The sequence below is a fragment of the Streptomyces sp. NPDC050564 genome (assembly GCF_044457265.1).
Taxonomy (GTDB): Bacteria; Actinomycetota; Actinomycetes; order Streptomycetales; family Streptomycetaceae; genus Streptomyces.
Genome location: NZ_JBITGS010000005.1, coordinates 82,471 through 96,947 on the forward strand (window position 1 = coordinate 82,471; position 14,477 = coordinate 96,947).

Sequence of the window (14,477 nt, forward strand, 5' to 3'; positions counted from 1 at the left end):
GAGTGAGCCAGGTGTTCCCCGAGACCCGGGTCGTGCACCCCATCGAGCAGGAGTCCTTCCGGCGGCTGCGCGCCCGCCTGGACACCTCGCACTTCGCGCCGCTGACGCGCGCGGTGGTGGAGCGGGTCATCCACTCCGCCGCCGACCTGGAGTACGCGACGGACCTGGTCACCGACGAGGTCGCCCTTGAGAAGGCGCACACGGCGCTGCACGCCGGGGCGCCCGTCGTGGTGGACGTCGAGATGGTCGCGGCGGGCATCACCCGCCGTGCCACCGTCTGCCGGCTCAAGGACGCCAAGTCGGGGCCCGGCCTGACCCGTTCGGCCCATGCGATCCGGCTCGCGTACGAGGATGTCGGGCCCGGCGCGCTGTGGGTCATCGGCTGCGCGCCGACCGCCCTGGAGGAGTTGCTGACGCTGGATGCCGATCCGGCGCTCGTCATCGGTCTGCCCGTCGGTTTCGTCGGCGCCGCAGAGTCCAAGGCCGCGCTCCGCGAAAGCGGGTTGCCCGCGGTCAGCAACGTGTCCGAGAAAGGCGGTTCGGCGGTCGCCGCCGCCGCGCTCAACGCCCTGCTGTACCACCCCGTGACCAAGGCCTCCGAGCCTACTGAGGAGAAATCGTGACCACCCCGCCCCCCGCCCTGCTCATCGCCGGACACGGCACCCGGGACGAGGCCGGAGCCGAGGCCTTCCGCGACTTCGTACGGGAGGTGGGGCGTCGTCACCCCGAACTGCCCGTCGCGGGCGGGTTCATCGAGCTGTCCCCGCCGCCGCTGGGTGACGCCGTGACCGAACTGGTCGAGCAGGGCGTACGGCGTTTCGCCGCCGTACCGCTGATGCTGGTGTCCGCCGGTCACGCCAAGGGAGACATCCCGGCGGCGCTGGCCCGCGAGAAGGAGCGGCACCCCGGGATCTCGTACACGTACGGACGTCCGCTGGGCCCGCACCCGTCGCTGCTCGCCGTCCTGGAGCGGCGGCTCGACGAGGCCCTCGGAGGTACGGCCCGCACGCCCGAGGACCGGGCCGATGTGACGGTGCTGCTCGTCGGACGCGGCTCCACCGACCCGGACGCCAACGCCGAGGTGCACAAGGCGGCGCGGCTGCTGTGGGAGGGCCGGGGGTACGCGGGCGTCGAGACGGCGTTCGTGTCGCTGGCGGCGCCGGACGTGCCGTCCGGGCTCGACCGCTGCGTGAAGCTGGGCGCGCGCCGGATCGTCGTTCTCCCCTACTTCCTTTTCACGGGCATCCTTCCCGACCGGGTGCGGCAGCAGACCGAGGGCTGGGCCGCCGCGCACCCCGAGGCCGAGGTGCGGTCCGCCGATGTGATCGGCCCCGAGCCGGAGCTGCTCGACCTCGTCATGGAGCGCTACCGTGAGGCTGTCCAGGGCGATCTGCGGATGAACTGCGACTCGTGCGTGTACCGCATCGCCCTGCCCGGATTCGAGGACAAGGTGGGGCTCCCCCAGCAGCCGCACTTCCACCCGGACGACGACGGTGACCACCATCACGGGCACCACCACGGTGATCACGCGCAGTCGCACTCCCATGCGCACTGAGGGGCCGGCCGAGGGCGGGGCGCACGAGGGGAACGTGCACGCGGGCGGTGCGCACGATCTTCGTCACCACGGTGACGCCGAGGTGCGCGACGACGGTTCGGCACTCATCGATCTCGCCGTGAATGTCCGCGCGGACACGCCTCCGCCGTGGCTGCGCGAGCGGATCGCCGCGTCGCTGAGCGGGCTCGCGGCCTACCCGGACGGACGGGTCGCACGGGCCGCGGTGGCGGCGCGGCACGGGCTGCCGGTGGAGCGGGTGCTGCTCACGGCGGGCGCGGCGGAGGCATTCGTGCTGCTCGCGCGTGCCCTCAAAGTCCGCCGGCCGGTGGTCGTGCACCCGCAGTTCACGGAGCCGGAGGCCGCGCTGCGGGACGCGGGCCATACGGTCGACCGTGTCCTGCTCCGCCCGGAGGACGGCTTTCGCCTGGACCCCGCTGCCGTTCACGAGGACGCCGACCTGGTCGTGATCGGCAATCCGACCAATCCGACGTCGGTGCTGCATCCGGCCGCGCCGATCGCCGAACTCGCCCGGCCCGGACGGGTGTTGGTGGTCGACGAGGCGTTCATGGACGCGGTGCCGGGTGAGCGGGAGGCCCTTGCCGGGCGGACGGACGTGCCCGGGCTCGTGGTTCTGCGCAGCCTCACGAAGACATGGGGGCTGGCGGGACTGCGCATCGGCTACGTCCTCGCCTCCCCCGAGACGATCGCGTCGCTGGAGCGTGCCCAGCCGCTCTGGCCCGTCTCCACGCCCGCCCTCGCTGCGGCCGAGGCCTGTATGTCCTCCCAGGCGCTGGCGGAGGCCGCGCACGCGGCGCACCGTATCGCGGCGGATCGGGCCCATCTTGTCGCCGGCCTTCAGGAGTTCGGCGCGGACGGGCTGCGGGTCGCGGAGCCCGCGGAGGGGCCGTTCGTACTGATCCGCCTCCCGCACGCGGCCGCCGTGCGGCGGCGTCTTCGCGGTCTTGGCTTCGCCGTGCGACGCGGGGACACCTTCCCCGGGCTCGACGAGGAGTGGTTGCGGCTGGCGGTCCGGGACCGGAGGACGGTCAACCGGTTTCTGCAGGCCTTGGACCGGGCGGTGACGGTGGGCGGGGTCTGAGGCTGGGGTTTCTCACCCCCTCCGCCCCGGACCTCGTGCGCGCAGTTCCCCGCGCCCCTGAAAAGGGGCGCGGGGAACTGCGCAATCTTTTGGCGGGGGCCTGGGGGCGCAGCCCCCAGGGACGGGACGGGCAGGGGCGAGGGGGCGAACACCCCCGCGTCAGCCCCGGCGGCGGCGCGTCAAGGCCACCGCTCCCCCGCCCACCACCAGCAACGCGACCGCGCCGCCCGCGATGTACGGCGTCACGGAACTGCCCCCGGTCTCGGCGAGGCCCGCCTTGGCGGGAGCCCCCTGGGGCTTCACGTCGGACGCCGGATCGGCGGGCTCGGCCTGCGGGACACTCGGCGCCGCCGGGGACGAACAGGTCGCTCCGGCAAGGGTCACGGTTCCCTCGACCTCGGCCACGTTCAGCTTCAACGGATTGACGGACACCTTGAGTTCGAGCGCGGATGCGGCCGCCGTACGGGACGTGGTCTCGGTCTTGGACAGGTCGAGGCGGACCTCACCGACCCCGGGCACCTTCACCTCCGTCGGCCCGCCCACCGACAGCGTCACCTTCTTGCCGAGGACGGTGACCCCGCCGAGAAGGTTCGCGGTGGCCTCGGGCTTCTTCCCGGCCTCGCACGTCGCCTTCGAGGTCACCTGCTCGACCTCGATGAGCGACAGCAGTCGCAGCCCGGGGACATGGACCACCGCGTGCGCGAGATGCGTGGAGCCCTCCGCCTTCCCGGCGGACACCGTGGCCTTCGCGGTGGCGACGTCCGCGCGCAGCACGCTGAACGCACGCCCGCCATCGACACCGTCCAACCGCGCGGTGAGTGCGGTCTTCTGGGCGCTCTGCGGCGCCTGCACCTCGTTGAGGGAGACCGAGAGCGGAACGTTCACGGTCTTGTTGAGCAGGGACACGTCGAGCCCGGTACGGAGCACGACGGCACTCGCGCGACCGTGGTCAGCGGTCGCGTGAGCGGAGCCCGCGCCGGCCAGCGCCGCGGGACCGGCGGCGAGGACACCGGCCGCCGCGGCGGCGGCGAAACGGCGTGCGGGCATGCGGAAGTTGTTGCTGTTCAAGGGTGGGACCCCCATAGGAGAAAAGCTTGGGACCCGGAAAGAATTACGCACTGAGAGTAAACCGTCAGCAACCTGACGTGACTTCACTCCAACGTGGGATTTCCGTGAATCAATTCGAATCCCGCGGCACGGGTGTTCCCTGCCGTCACCCACTCGACCATTCCTGCGCGATGACGCCGGTTGACGCTCCGGCGCACGGACGAGGATGTTCAACGAGCCGTCCCGGCCATTCGTCACACTCCGTCAACCAGCCCATGGCATTCTGTAGTCCCCGGGCCCCCCGCCTGCTCGACAGGCGGCGGGGGAGGGGCGCTCCTATGCTGGTCTGCAGGGCTTGGGGCCCGAGGGTGGGGCGGGGCATCCATGCTTGGAGTCAGCCATGACGCTCTCATCCGGACGCTTGCGCAGGGGTGCCGTGACCGCCACGGCGATGGGGACCCTCATGGTTCCGCTCGCGGGCGGTACCGCCTTAGGGGTCCCCGCGCTCGGTCACACGGTCACGAACGCCGCCGTCGCCTCCACCGAACCACCCTCACCGTCCGCCTCACCCTCGGGCGGCGTCCGTGTCCTCACCCCTGATGTGACGCACCAGCTCGATGTGACCGTGCAGCAGGTCATGCGGAAGGCGAACATCCCCGGAGTGACCGTGGGCATTTGGACGCCCGACAAGGGGAGCTACGTACGGTCGTTCGGGGTCGCCGACAAGAGCAACGGCCAGAGGATGTCGCCGGATCTGTACATGCGGATCGGCAGCGAGACCAAGACCTTCACCGTGACGGCTCTGTTGAAGCTGGTCGACGAGGGCAAGGTGGGCCTGGACGATCCGATCGGCAAGTACGTCTCCGGCGTGCCCAACGGCGACAAGATCACGCTGCGCCAGCTGGCCGGGATGCGCAGCGGACTCTTCAACTACTCCGAGGACCCTGACTTCTTCAAGGCTCTGACGTCCGATCCGCAGCGGCCGTTCACACCGCAGCAGCTGCTCGACTACGCCTTCAAGCACCCCGTGCTGTTCCCGCCGGGCGAGAAGTTCTACTACTCCAACACCAACCTCATCCTGCTCGGCCTGGTCGTCGAGAAGCGAGGCGGCCTGCCGCTGGGGGACTACATCGAGAAGAACGTCCTCGCACCGGCCGGAATGCATCACACCGTCTTCCCGATCGACGCGGCGTTCCCGAACCCGCACGCGCAGGGGTACACGAACCAGACAGCGGACGGGAAGGTCGCGAACACAGCCGACTGGAATCCGTCGTGGGGCTGGGCGGCCGGCGCGATGATCTCCACGCTGAACGATCTGCGCACCTGGGCGCCCACGGTGGCCACGGGCGTATTTCCCGACGGCTCCCGCATGATCAGCCCCGCAACACAGAAGCAGCGGCTCACCACGCCCCCGACCCCGATTCCGGGCGCCGGGTACGGCCTCGGCATCTTCAACGTCCAGGGCTGGATCGGACACAACGGCTCACTGCCGGGATACGAGTCCCTGACGATCTATCTCCCGTCGGCGAAGGCGACCCTCGTGGTGGTGCTGAACACCGACATCAACTATCAGGGCGCGGAGCCCAGCACCGTCGTCGGCCAGGCCATCACAGAGATCATCAGCCCGCAGCACGTGTTCAACCTGCCCGCACAGCCGGCGGCGCATTGACCGCCGTGCCGGTCAGGGCCCGGAGGTGACAGGCCCTGCCACGGGCCGGGTCCCCGCCACCTCGACGCACGGCGCCCCTAACCGAGCACCCGCCCGTTCAGCACCACCCGGCGCGGAGCCACCAGCACCCGTACGTCCGCCCGCGGATCCGCCTCGTACACCACGAGGTCCGCGGGCGCCCCCTCGTCGAGGCCGGGCCGCCCGAGCCACTGCCGCGCGCCCCACGTCGTGGCGGACAGCGCCTCGACGGGCGGGATGCCGGCGGTGACGAGCTCGGCGACCTCGGCGCCGGCCAGTCCGTGGGCGAGTGAGCCGCCGGCGTCCGTGCCGACGTAGACGGGGATTCCGGCGTCGTACGCGGCGCGCACGGTGTCATAGCGTCGCTCGTGCAGTCGTCGCATGTGTGCCGACCAGCGTGGGAACTTCGCCTCGCCGCCGGCCGCGAGCTGCGGGAAGATCGCGATGTTCACCAGCGTGGGGACGATCGCGACCCCGCGCTCGGCGAACAGCGGGATGGTGTCCTCCGTCAGGCCCGTCGCGTGCTCGATGCAGTCGATGCCCGCTTCGACCAGGTCCCGGAGCGAATCCTCCGCGAAACAGTGCGCGGTCACCCGCGCGCCCAGGCGGTGCGCTTCGGCGATCGCCGCTTCCACCGCCCCGCGCGGCCAGCAGGCGCCCAGGTCGCCCGTGCCGCGGTCGAGCCAGTCGCCCACCAGCTTGACCCAGCCGTCGCCTCGCCGGGCCTCCTGGGCGACATACGCGACCAGGTCCTCCGGCTCGACCTCCCACGCGTAGTTGCGGATGTAGCGGCGTGTGCGCGCGATGTGCCGGCCCGCGCGGATGATCTTCGGGAGGTCGTCGCGGTCGTCGATCCAGCGGGTGTCGGAGGGCGAGCCCGCGTCCCGGATCAGCAGGGTGCCCGCGTCGCGGTCGGTCAGCGCCTGCTTCTCGGAGACGCCCTCGGGGACGGGGCCGTGGGTGTCCAGCCCGACGTGGCAGTGCGCATCGACGAGTCCGGGCAGGGCCCAGCCCTCGACGGTACGGACGTCACGGGCGCCGGCGGGACGCTCGTACGAGATCCTCCCGCCGACGACCCAGAGTTCGTCACGGACGTCGTCGGGCCCGACGAGGACCCGCCCCTTCACGTGCAGCACCGCGCGATCGCTCATGACGGCACCCTAATTCCTGCCGAACGGCGGAGCGCTAGGACCCCTTTTCGGTCTCCTCCACGTCCGCCATCGCCGGGTCGAGCAGCCGGGACAGGAAGTGGCGGGTGCGCTCGTGGCTGGGGTTGCCGATGACCTGCGCGGGCGTGCCGTCCTCGACGATCACGCCGCCGTCCATGAAGACGACCCGGTCGGCGACCTCACGCGCGAAGGTCATCTCGTGGGTGACGACCATCATCGTCATGCCCTCGTTCGCGAGCATCCGCATCACGGCGAGTACGTCGCCCACGAGCTCGGGGTCGAGCGCCGAGGTCGGCTCGTCGAAGAGCATCACCTCGGGGCCCATGGCGAGCGCGCGGGCGATGGCGACGCGCTGCTGCTGGCCGCCGGAGAGGGAGGCCGGGTATGCGTCGGCCTTCTCCGAGAGGCCCACCCGCCGCAGGTTCTCGGCGGCGATCCGGGCGGCCTCCTCCTTGTCCCGGCGCAGCACCCGGCGCTGCGGCAGCGTCAGGTTCTCGGTCACCGACAGATGCGGGAAGAGGTTGAACTGCTGGAAGACCATGCCGATGCGGCGGCGTACGGCGTCGATGTCGACGTCGGGGTGCGTGACCTCCGTACCGCCGACGAGGACCTGGCCCTTGGTGGGCTCCTCGAGGAGGTTCACACAGCGCAGCAGCGTGGACTTGCCGGAGCCGGACGGCCCGATGACGCAGACGACTTCGCCCTGTCCGACCTCCAGGTCGATGCCGCGCAGGACTTCGTTGTCACCGAAGGACTTGTACAGGTCCCGGACTTGGATCTCTGGAGTACTGCTCACTTGGTGGCCTCCCCGGCCTTGGCCTCCAGGCGGCGCACGACGAAGCCGAGCGGCACGGTGACCAGCAGATAGCACAGGCCCGCGACCAGGATCGGCGTGGAGTTGGCGGTCTGGCTGGCCAGGTCGCGCCCGAACTTGGTGAGTTCGCGCTCCTCGAGGGTGACACCGAGGAACAGCACCAGCGAGGAGTCCTTGAAGAGGAGCACGAGTTCGTTGGTGAGCGGCGGGATCACGATGCGGAACGCCTGCGGAACGATGATCGAGACCATGGCCCGGGCGTGCGAGAAGCCCAGCGAACGGGCCGCCTCCATCTGCCCCTTGGGCACCGCCTGGATGCCCGCGCGGATCGTCTCCGCCATGTACGCGGCCGACACCAGGCCGAGCGCGAGCGCCACCTTGCCGTACGTACCGCCGGGGATCTCCGTGCCCGGGAACGCCAAGGGCACGGCGACGCCCACGAAGACGAAGATCAACAGGGCGGGCAGGCCACGGAAGATCTCGATGTAGATGCCGGCGAGCCAGCGGTAGGGGCCCACCGGGGACAGTCGCATCAGGGCGATGACCATGCCGAGTACGAGGCCGAACACAAAGCCGGACATCGTGTAGAGCACGGTGTTCTTCAGCGCCAGCGTGATGACGTCCGGGAACATCTGCTGGACCAGGTCCCACTGCGCGAACTGGTTCTTCAGCCGCCCCCAGTCGGCCGTGACCGCGAAGGCGATCACGGCGGCGACGAAGACGACGTACTGCGCGCCGCGCGACAGGGCGCGTTTCTGACGTCGGGTCAGGCCGGACTTGCGGGGCTGGACTTGTGCGTCGGCACCGCTCATGAGGCGGACGGGGCGGCGGAGGCCGCGGACGCCTCGTAGGGACCGATCCACTGCTCGTAGAGCTTCTTGTACGTGCCGTCGCCCTTCGCGTCCTTGATCGCCTCGTTGATGGCGGCGAGGAGCTTGGTGTTGCCCTTCTTCACCGTGAATCCGTACTGCTCACCGGTGTTGAGGTTGTCGACGACCTTGAAGGCGTCGGAGTTGGCCTTGTCCTTCAGCCAGCCCTGGACGACCGGGTAGTCGATGATGACGGCTTGGACCTGGCCGGTGCGCAGGCCGTTGAGGACCGCGTCGGAGGATTCGAAGGAGACCGGGTCGAAGCCCTGCTTCGTCGCGTAGTCCTCTCCCGTGGTCTGCGCCTGGGCACCGAGCTTCTTGCCCTTGGACTTCACATCGGCGAGAGAGTTGATGCCGCTCTTCTTGTCGACCAGGACGGCCTGGGTCGCGTCGAAGTACGGGTCGGAGAAGTCGACGTTCTTCTTGCGCTCCGCGGTGATCGTCATGCCGGCCGCGGCGAGGTCGCACTGGCCGGAGTTGAGGAACGCGCCCGTCTTGAAGTTCTCGAAGGGCGTGTCGACGATGGTCTGCTTCACGCCCAGGTTCTTGGCGACGAGGTCGATCAGCGACACGTCGAAGCCCTGCACCTTGCCGTCGATCTCCGACTGGAACGGCGGGTACGGAAGGTGGGTGCACGTCGTGAGCTGGCCTGCCTTGACCAGGGGGACCCCCTTGGCGGTGGCCTTGCCTCCTCCGCTGTCCGAGGAGCATCCGGCCACGAGCAGCAGCCCGGCCGTCGCGGTGGTGGCGGCCAGAATGCGGGTCCGGCGTCCGAGGACCGAGTTCACGGGGGACCTCCTGTGGGGGAACTGTGGGTTCCGATTATAAGGAAAGGTTTGAGTTGCTCAAATCAATCCGATGGTTGCCGGGCCGTGCGGCCTCAGATCTGCTGCCGGGAGGGGCCCCGGCGGTCTCGTGCCGGTGCCCGACGGCTCGTGGCCGCGTTCTCGCCGGGCGCGGCGCGGGATCATTCACCCGGGCCCGGCCGCTGACCGACGGGCCCCCTCCCCCACCGCGTCCAGGACCCACGGGACCCCCGGTTACGCTCGAATCCGCGCACGCGCGTGCTGGAAACGCGCACCCGCGCATCGGAACCGTGAGCGAAGAGAGCACCACCGTGACCCACCCCTTCCTGGACCTGGCGCCGCTGAGCGCCGCGCGCTTCGCGTCGATCGAGGACCGCGTGGCCCGACTGCTCTCCACCGAGCAGGACGTCGTGATCATGCAGGGAGAGGCGCTGCTCCCGCTGGAGGGGGCCATTCGCGCGACGGCCGGACCCGGCACGACCGCGCTCAACGTCATCACCGGTCCGTACGGGCAGACCTTCGGGGACTGGCTGCGGGACTGCGGGGCGGCCGTGATCGATCTGGCGGTGCCCTTCCACACCGCCGTCACCGCCGCGCAGATCCGCGAGGCCTTCGCCGAGCATCCGTCGATCGACTTCGTGTCGCTCGTGCACGCGGAGGCCGCCACCGGGAACACCAATCCGGTCGCCGAGATCGGCGAGGTCGTGCGCGAGCACGGCGCGCTCTTCTACCTGGACGCGGTCGCGTCGATCGGCGCCGAGCCGGTGCTGCCGGACGCATGGGGTGTCGACCTGTGCGTGATCGGGGCGCAGAAGGCGATGGGCGGCCCCGCGGGCGTGTCCGCGGTGTCGGTGAGCGACCGGGCGTGGGCGCGGATGGCCTCGAATACGGCGGCGCCGCGTCGCTCGTACCTCTCCCTGCTGGACTGGAAGGAGAGGTGGGTCGACGGCGGGCGCAAGGCATTGCTGCACGCGCCGGCGCAGTTGGAGATGCTGGCGCTCGAGGCGTGCGTGGAGCGCATCGAGGGTGAGGGGCTGGACGCGGTGATGGACCGCCATGCCTCGGCCGCGGCGGCGACTCGGGCCGGGGCCGTCGCTCTGGGCGGTGGGCTCGAGCCGTATGTGTACGCGGCGTCCGATGCGGCACCTGTCGCCACGACGTTGCGGGTGCCGGCGGGGGTTGACGCGTCGGCGCTGGTCGCGAAGGCGTTGGCCGCGGATCCGGTGCTTCCGTTGGTCGCGGGTGGGGGTGCGCTCGCGAAGGAGGTGATCCGGGTGAACCACTATGGGCCCGACGCGACTCGGGGGGTCGTCCACTCCAGCCTTGCGGGGCTGGGGGCCGCGCTGGCCGAGTTCGGTCTTTCGGTGGATCTGGAAGGGGCGCGGAGGGCCGTGGCGGGGGTGTGGGGCTGAGGCCCGAGCCTTTCGTCGCCTCCGCCGCCCCTGACCGTCCCGACCCGGGGCTGCGCCCCGGACCCCGTGCGGGGGGGGGGGGCGGGCGGGGGGGGCGGCGGGGGGGCGGGGGGCGGGGCCGCGGCGCGGGGGGCGCCGGTGTGGGGGCCGCCGCCCCCGGTCGCCCAGTGGGCTTGGGGGGCCGGCCCGCCGGTGCCGCGCCACCTGCGTTACCCCCCCCCCCCCCCCCCCCCCCCCCCCCCCCGCGGGGGCCCCCCCCCCCCCCCCGCGCCCCCCCGCCCCCCCCCCCCCCGCCCGGGCCGGGGGCCCCCCCCCCCCACTTTTCAGCGGGGTCCGGGGCGGAGCCCCAGGGGACAGGAATGGGTCAGGGGGCGGCGGGGGCGAAAAACTCCGGCGCGAATCCCGCAGAAAAGGGATTCCTCACCCGCCTGTCCAGTAATTAATCCAGCACAGCTTCCCGTATTCTTCTGCCCGCTTTCCGGATGCCTAAACGCAAAGATTTCGCGAACGCCAATCGACGTAATTCGGGCAGATCTCGTGGCCATTACATAGCTGTGACGCACTCCACACCCTGCCCTGTTTCCTCCCCTATTTCCCGGTCAAAACGGGAGTTATCGCCACCCACTCGCGCGCCTCCGCGGGCGCGCGATAACACATGGACGCGCCGCACGTAACCCCGACCGACGATGCAATTTGAGCTTTCGCTCGGTAAATTCAATCCGCATGACCGCCGCACACGCAGACCTGCAAGCGGAATTCCTGGAAATGCCGGAGGGCCTTCGGATCGACCGTCCGGAGGTGGCCGACGGGGCCACGCTCTGGCGTATCGCCAAGGACTCCAGAACCCTCGATCTGAACTCCTCGTACAGCTATCTGCTCTGGTGCCGTGACTTCGCCGGCACGTCGGCGGTGGCGCGCGACGCGGAGGGGACGCCCGTCGGCTTCGTCACCGGGTACGTCCGGCCCGAGCGCCCGCGCACGCTGCTCGTATGGCAGGTGGCCGTCGACGGCGCATACCGCGGGCGGGGGCTCGCCGCGGCGCTGCTCGACGGGCTGACCGCGCGGGTCGCCGAGGAGAGCGAGCACACGCCGACAACTGTCGAGACCACGATCACGCCCGGCAACACCGCCTCCGAGCGCCTGTTCACGTCGTACGCGCGACGCCACGGCGCGACCGTGGAGCGCGAAGTGCTGTTCCAGGCCGAGCAGTTCCCCGACGGACCGCACGATCCCGAAGTGCTGTACCGCATCGGCCCCCTCTCCCCCCGCTTCCCCCTCTCCCGCTGACCTCCCCCGGTCTCCTTCTCCCCCCACGCTTCGAGGAGCGATTCGCTGTGAGTATCACCCAGCCCGACCTGAGCGTCTTCGAGACCCTGGAGTCGGAGGTGCGCAGCTACTGCCGTGGCTGGCCCACCGTCTTCGACCGGGCGCAGGGCAGCCGGATGTACGACGAGGACGGGCACGAGTACCTCGACTTCTTCGCCGGTGCGGGGTCGCTGAACTACGGGCACAACAACCCCGTACTCAAACGAGCCCTCATCGACTACCTGGAGCGCGACGGCGTCACCCACGGGCTCGACATGTCGACGACCGCCAAGCGCGCCTTCCTGGAGACCTTCCAGAATCTCGTACTGCGGCCGCGCGATCTGCCGTACAAGGTCATGTTCCCGGGTCCGACCGGCACCAACGCCGTGGAGTCCGCGCTGAAGTTGGCGCGGAAGGTGAAGGGGCGCGAGGCCATCGTGTCCTTCACCAACGCCTTCCATGGGATGTCCCTCGGGTCGCTCGCCGTGACCGGCAACGCCTTCAAGCGGGCCGGCGCCGGGATTCCACTCGTGCACGGCACTCCGATGCCGTTCGACAACTACTTCGACGGCCAGGTCCCCGACTTCCTCTGGTTCGAGCGGCTGCTCGAGGACCAGGGATCGGGGCTCAACCAGCCCGCCGCGGTCATCGTCGAGACCGTGCAGGGCGAGGGCGGCATCAATGTCGCGCGGCCCGAGTGGCTGCGGGCCCTCGCCGACCTGTGCGCGCGGCGCGACATGCTGCTGATCGTCGACGACATCCAGATGGGCTGCGGACGGACGGGAGCGTTCTTCTCCTTCGAGGAAGCGGGCATCGTGCCCGACATCGTGACCGTCTCCAAGTCCATCAGCGGGTACGGGCTTCCCATGTCCCTGTGCCTGTTCAAGCCCGAGCTGGACATCTGGGAGCCGGGCGAGCACAACGGCACCTTCCGCGGCAACAACCCGGCGTTCGTCACGGCCACCGCGGCGCTGGAGGCCTACTGGGCCGACGGCTCCGCCATGGAGAAGCAGACCCGCGCCCGCGGCGAGCAGATCGAGCAGGCGCTGATCTCCATCACCGAGGAGAACCTCGCCGACGTCAAGGAGTACCGGGGGCGGGGACTCGTCTGGGGCATGGAGTTCACGGACAAGGAGCGCGCGGGGCGTATCGCGCAACGCGCCTTCGAACTCGGGCTGCTCATCGAGACGTCCGGGCCGGAGAGCGAGGTCATGAAGCTCCTCCCGGCGCTCACCATCACCCCGGACGAGCTCGACGAGGGGCTGCGCACCCTCGCCCGCGCCGTACGCGAAACCGCCTGACACACACCCGAGCCACGAGAGAGAGGCATCGCACCACCGTGATAGTCCGTTCGTTCAAGGACATCGAAGGCACCGACCGGCATGTCAGGTCAGCCTCGGGCACCTGGGAGAGCAAGCGCATCGTCCTCGCCAAGGAGAAGGTCGGCTTCTCCGTGCACGAGACGATCCTGTACGCGGGTACGGAGACGTCGATGTGGTACGCGAACCACATCGAGGCCGTCGTGTGCGTCGAGGGCGAGGCCGAGCTCACCGACGACGAGACCGGGCGGAAGTACACGATCACGCCCGGCACCATGTACCTCCTCGACGGCCATGAGAGGCACACCATGCGGATCAAGGAGGACTTCCGCTGTATCTGCGTCTTCAACCCGCCCGTCACCGGACGGGAGGACCACGACGAGAACGGCGTCTACCCCCTGCTCACCGAACCCGAGGAGGTGTGACAACCGCATGACCACCCTCACCGATCTCTACCCCAGCCGCGGCGCCACCGAGGTGTCCGCGCCCCGCCAGGACCCGGTCGTGTGGAGCGCGCCGGGCGAGCCGGGGCCGATCGCGGTCTCCGAGCTCCAGGCGTACGAGCGTGACGGCTTCCTCGCCGTCGAGGAGCTCATCACCGAGGACGAAGTCACGGTGTACCGGCAGGAGCTGGAGCGGCTCGTCGGCGATCCGGCGATCCGTGCCGACGAGCGGTCCATCGTCGAGCCGAAGTCGCGGGAGATCCGGTCCGTCTTCGAGGTGCACCGGATCAGCGAGATCTTTGCGCGTCTCGTCCGTGACGAGCGCGTGGTCGGGCGGGCCCGGCAGATCCTCGGCTCGGACGTCTACGTTCACCAGTCGCGGATCAACGTCAAGCCGGGCTTCGGAGCCAGCGGCTTCTACTGGCACTCGGACTTCGAGACCTGGCACGCCGAGGACGGTCTGCCGAACATGCGGACCGTGTCCGTCTCGATCGCGCTGACCGAGAACTACGACACCAACGGCGGCCTCATGATCATGCCGGGGTCGCACAAGACCTTCCTCGGCTGTGCGGGTGCCACACCGCAGGACAACTACAAGAAGTCGCTGCAGATGCAGGACGCGGGCACGCCCTCCGACGAGGCGCTCACCCGCTTCGCCACCCGCCACGGCATCAAGCTCTTCACGGGCCGGGCCGGTTCGGCGACCTGGTTCGACTGCAATTGCATGCACGGCTCCGGGGACAACATCACCCCGTTCCCGCGCAGCAATGTCTTCATCGTGTTCAACAGCGTGGAGAACGCGGCCGTGGAACCGTTCGCGGCGCCGGTGCGCAGGCCCGAGTTCATCGGGGCTCGGGACTTCACGCCGGTGCGGTGACTCTGCTCCGGTCGGCGGAGCCGACCCGTGGCGAAGCCGCAATCGGACACGGCATCGGGGCTCGGGACTTCACGC

Annotated in this window: 14 protein-coding genes; 9 read left to right on the forward strand and 5 right to left on the reverse strand. The window is 70.1% G+C overall.

The genetic code is table 11. The features are described 5' to 3' along the window. The first annotated feature begins 2 nt into the window (after positions 1-2). Genes ACIBK0_RS09840 through cobC form a run of 3 tightly spaced genes read left to right on the forward strand, consistent with a single transcriptional unit; the run spans position 3 to position 2,654 of the window. Positions 3-623: a precorrin-8X methylmutase gene (locus ACIBK0_RS09840; protein ID WP_399078013.1), complete on the forward strand. Its 621-nt coding sequence runs from the start codon at positions 3-5 to the stop codon at positions 621-623. Further along, positions 620-1,555, forward strand: coding sequence for a sirohydrochlorin chelatase (locus ACIBK0_RS09845; protein ID WP_399077527.1), 936 nt, complete (start codon positions 620-622; stop codon positions 1,553-1,555). The genes ACIBK0_RS09840 and ACIBK0_RS09845 overlap by 4 nt, the downstream gene beginning before the upstream one ends. Then, positions 1,545-2,654 (forward strand): Rv2231c family pyridoxal phosphate-dependent protein CobC, encoded by a 1,110-nt coding sequence (cobC, locus tag ACIBK0_RS09850; protein WP_399078015.1) that lies wholly within the window; start codon positions 1,545-1,547, stop codon positions 2,652-2,654. Before ACIBK0_RS09845 ends, cobC begins: the two co-directional genes overlap by 11 nt. A gap of 159 nt (positions 2,655-2,813) precedes the next feature. Here the strand turns inward: cobC and ACIBK0_RS09855 are convergent, their stop codons facing one another. Continuing rightward, the gene (locus ACIBK0_RS09855) at positions 2,814-3,722 is read right to left on the reverse strand and encodes an SCO1860 family LAETG-anchored protein (protein WP_399077529.1); all 909 of its coding nucleotides are present in this window, start codon (positions 3,720-3,722) and stop codon (positions 2,814-2,816) included. Between the two features lie 379 nt (positions 3,723-4,101). Here ACIBK0_RS09855 and ACIBK0_RS09860 point away from each other — a divergent pair, with 379 nt between their 5' ends. Continuing rightward, on the forward strand, positions 4,102-5,370 hold the full coding sequence (locus ACIBK0_RS09860; RefSeq protein WP_399077531.1) for a serine hydrolase domain-containing protein: 1,269 nt from the start codon (positions 4,102-4,104) through the stop codon (positions 5,368-5,370). A gap of 77 nt (positions 5,371-5,447) precedes the next feature. Here ACIBK0_RS09860 and ACIBK0_RS09865 read toward each other — a convergent pair whose 3' ends face one another. From ACIBK0_RS09865 to ACIBK0_RS09880, 4 genes are read right to left on the reverse strand one after another with little or no spacing between them, the layout of a single operon-like run. Further along, on the reverse strand, positions 5,448-6,539 hold the full coding sequence (locus ACIBK0_RS09865) for an amidohydrolase family protein (protein WP_399077533.1): 1,092 nt from the start codon (positions 6,537-6,539) through the stop codon (positions 5,448-5,450). 34 nt (positions 6,540-6,573) lie between these two features. Next, positions 6,574-7,353, reverse strand: coding sequence for an amino acid ABC transporter ATP-binding protein (locus ACIBK0_RS09870; RefSeq protein ID WP_399077535.1), 780 nt, complete (start codon positions 7,351-7,353; stop codon positions 6,574-6,576). Next, complete coding sequence (locus tag ACIBK0_RS09875; protein WP_399077537.1) at positions 7,350-8,183, reverse strand: amino acid ABC transporter permease; 834 nt, start codon at positions 8,181-8,183, stop codon at positions 7,350-7,352. The genes ACIBK0_RS09870 and ACIBK0_RS09875 overlap by 4 nt, the downstream gene beginning before the upstream one ends. After that, positions 8,180-9,028: a transporter substrate-binding domain-containing protein gene (locus ACIBK0_RS09880; protein WP_399077540.1), complete on the reverse strand. Its 849-nt coding sequence runs from the start codon at positions 9,026-9,028 to the stop codon at positions 8,180-8,182. The genes ACIBK0_RS09875 and ACIBK0_RS09880 overlap by 4 nt, the downstream gene beginning before the upstream one ends. Positions 9,029-9,357: 329 nt before the next feature. On the opposite strand from ACIBK0_RS09880, the gene ACIBK0_RS09885 reads away from it, so the two are divergent. From ACIBK0_RS09885 to thpD, 5 genes are all read left to right on the forward strand, one after another. Continuing rightward, positions 9,358-10,458, forward strand: coding sequence for a pyridoxal-phosphate-dependent aminotransferase family protein (locus ACIBK0_RS09885; RefSeq protein ID WP_399078017.1), 1,101 nt, complete (start codon positions 9,358-9,360; stop codon positions 10,456-10,458). 723 nt (positions 10,459-11,181) lie between these two features. After that, complete coding sequence (ectA, locus tag ACIBK0_RS09890) at positions 11,182-11,745, forward strand: diaminobutyrate acetyltransferase (protein ID WP_399077542.1); 564 nt, start codon at positions 11,182-11,184, stop codon at positions 11,743-11,745. A gap of 47 nt (positions 11,746-11,792) precedes the next feature. Continuing rightward, positions 11,793-13,064, forward strand: a complete 1,272-nt coding sequence (ectB, locus tag ACIBK0_RS09895; RefSeq protein ID WP_399077544.1) for a diaminobutyrate--2-oxoglutarate transaminase — start codon at positions 11,793-11,795, stop codon at positions 13,062-13,064. Between the two features lie 38 nt (positions 13,065-13,102). Next, positions 13,103-13,507, forward strand: coding sequence for an ectoine synthase (locus ACIBK0_RS09900; protein WP_189187471.1), 405 nt, complete (start codon positions 13,103-13,105; stop codon positions 13,505-13,507). A 7-nt stretch (positions 13,508-13,514) separates the two neighbouring features. Next, positions 13,515-14,402 carry an ectoine hydroxylase gene (gene thpD, locus ACIBK0_RS09905; protein WP_399077546.1) on the forward strand — a complete coding sequence of 296 codons (888 nt, stop codon included), beginning with the start codon at positions 13,515-13,517 and terminating at the stop codon, positions 14,400-14,402. Positions 14,403-14,477 lie beyond the last annotated feature (75 nt).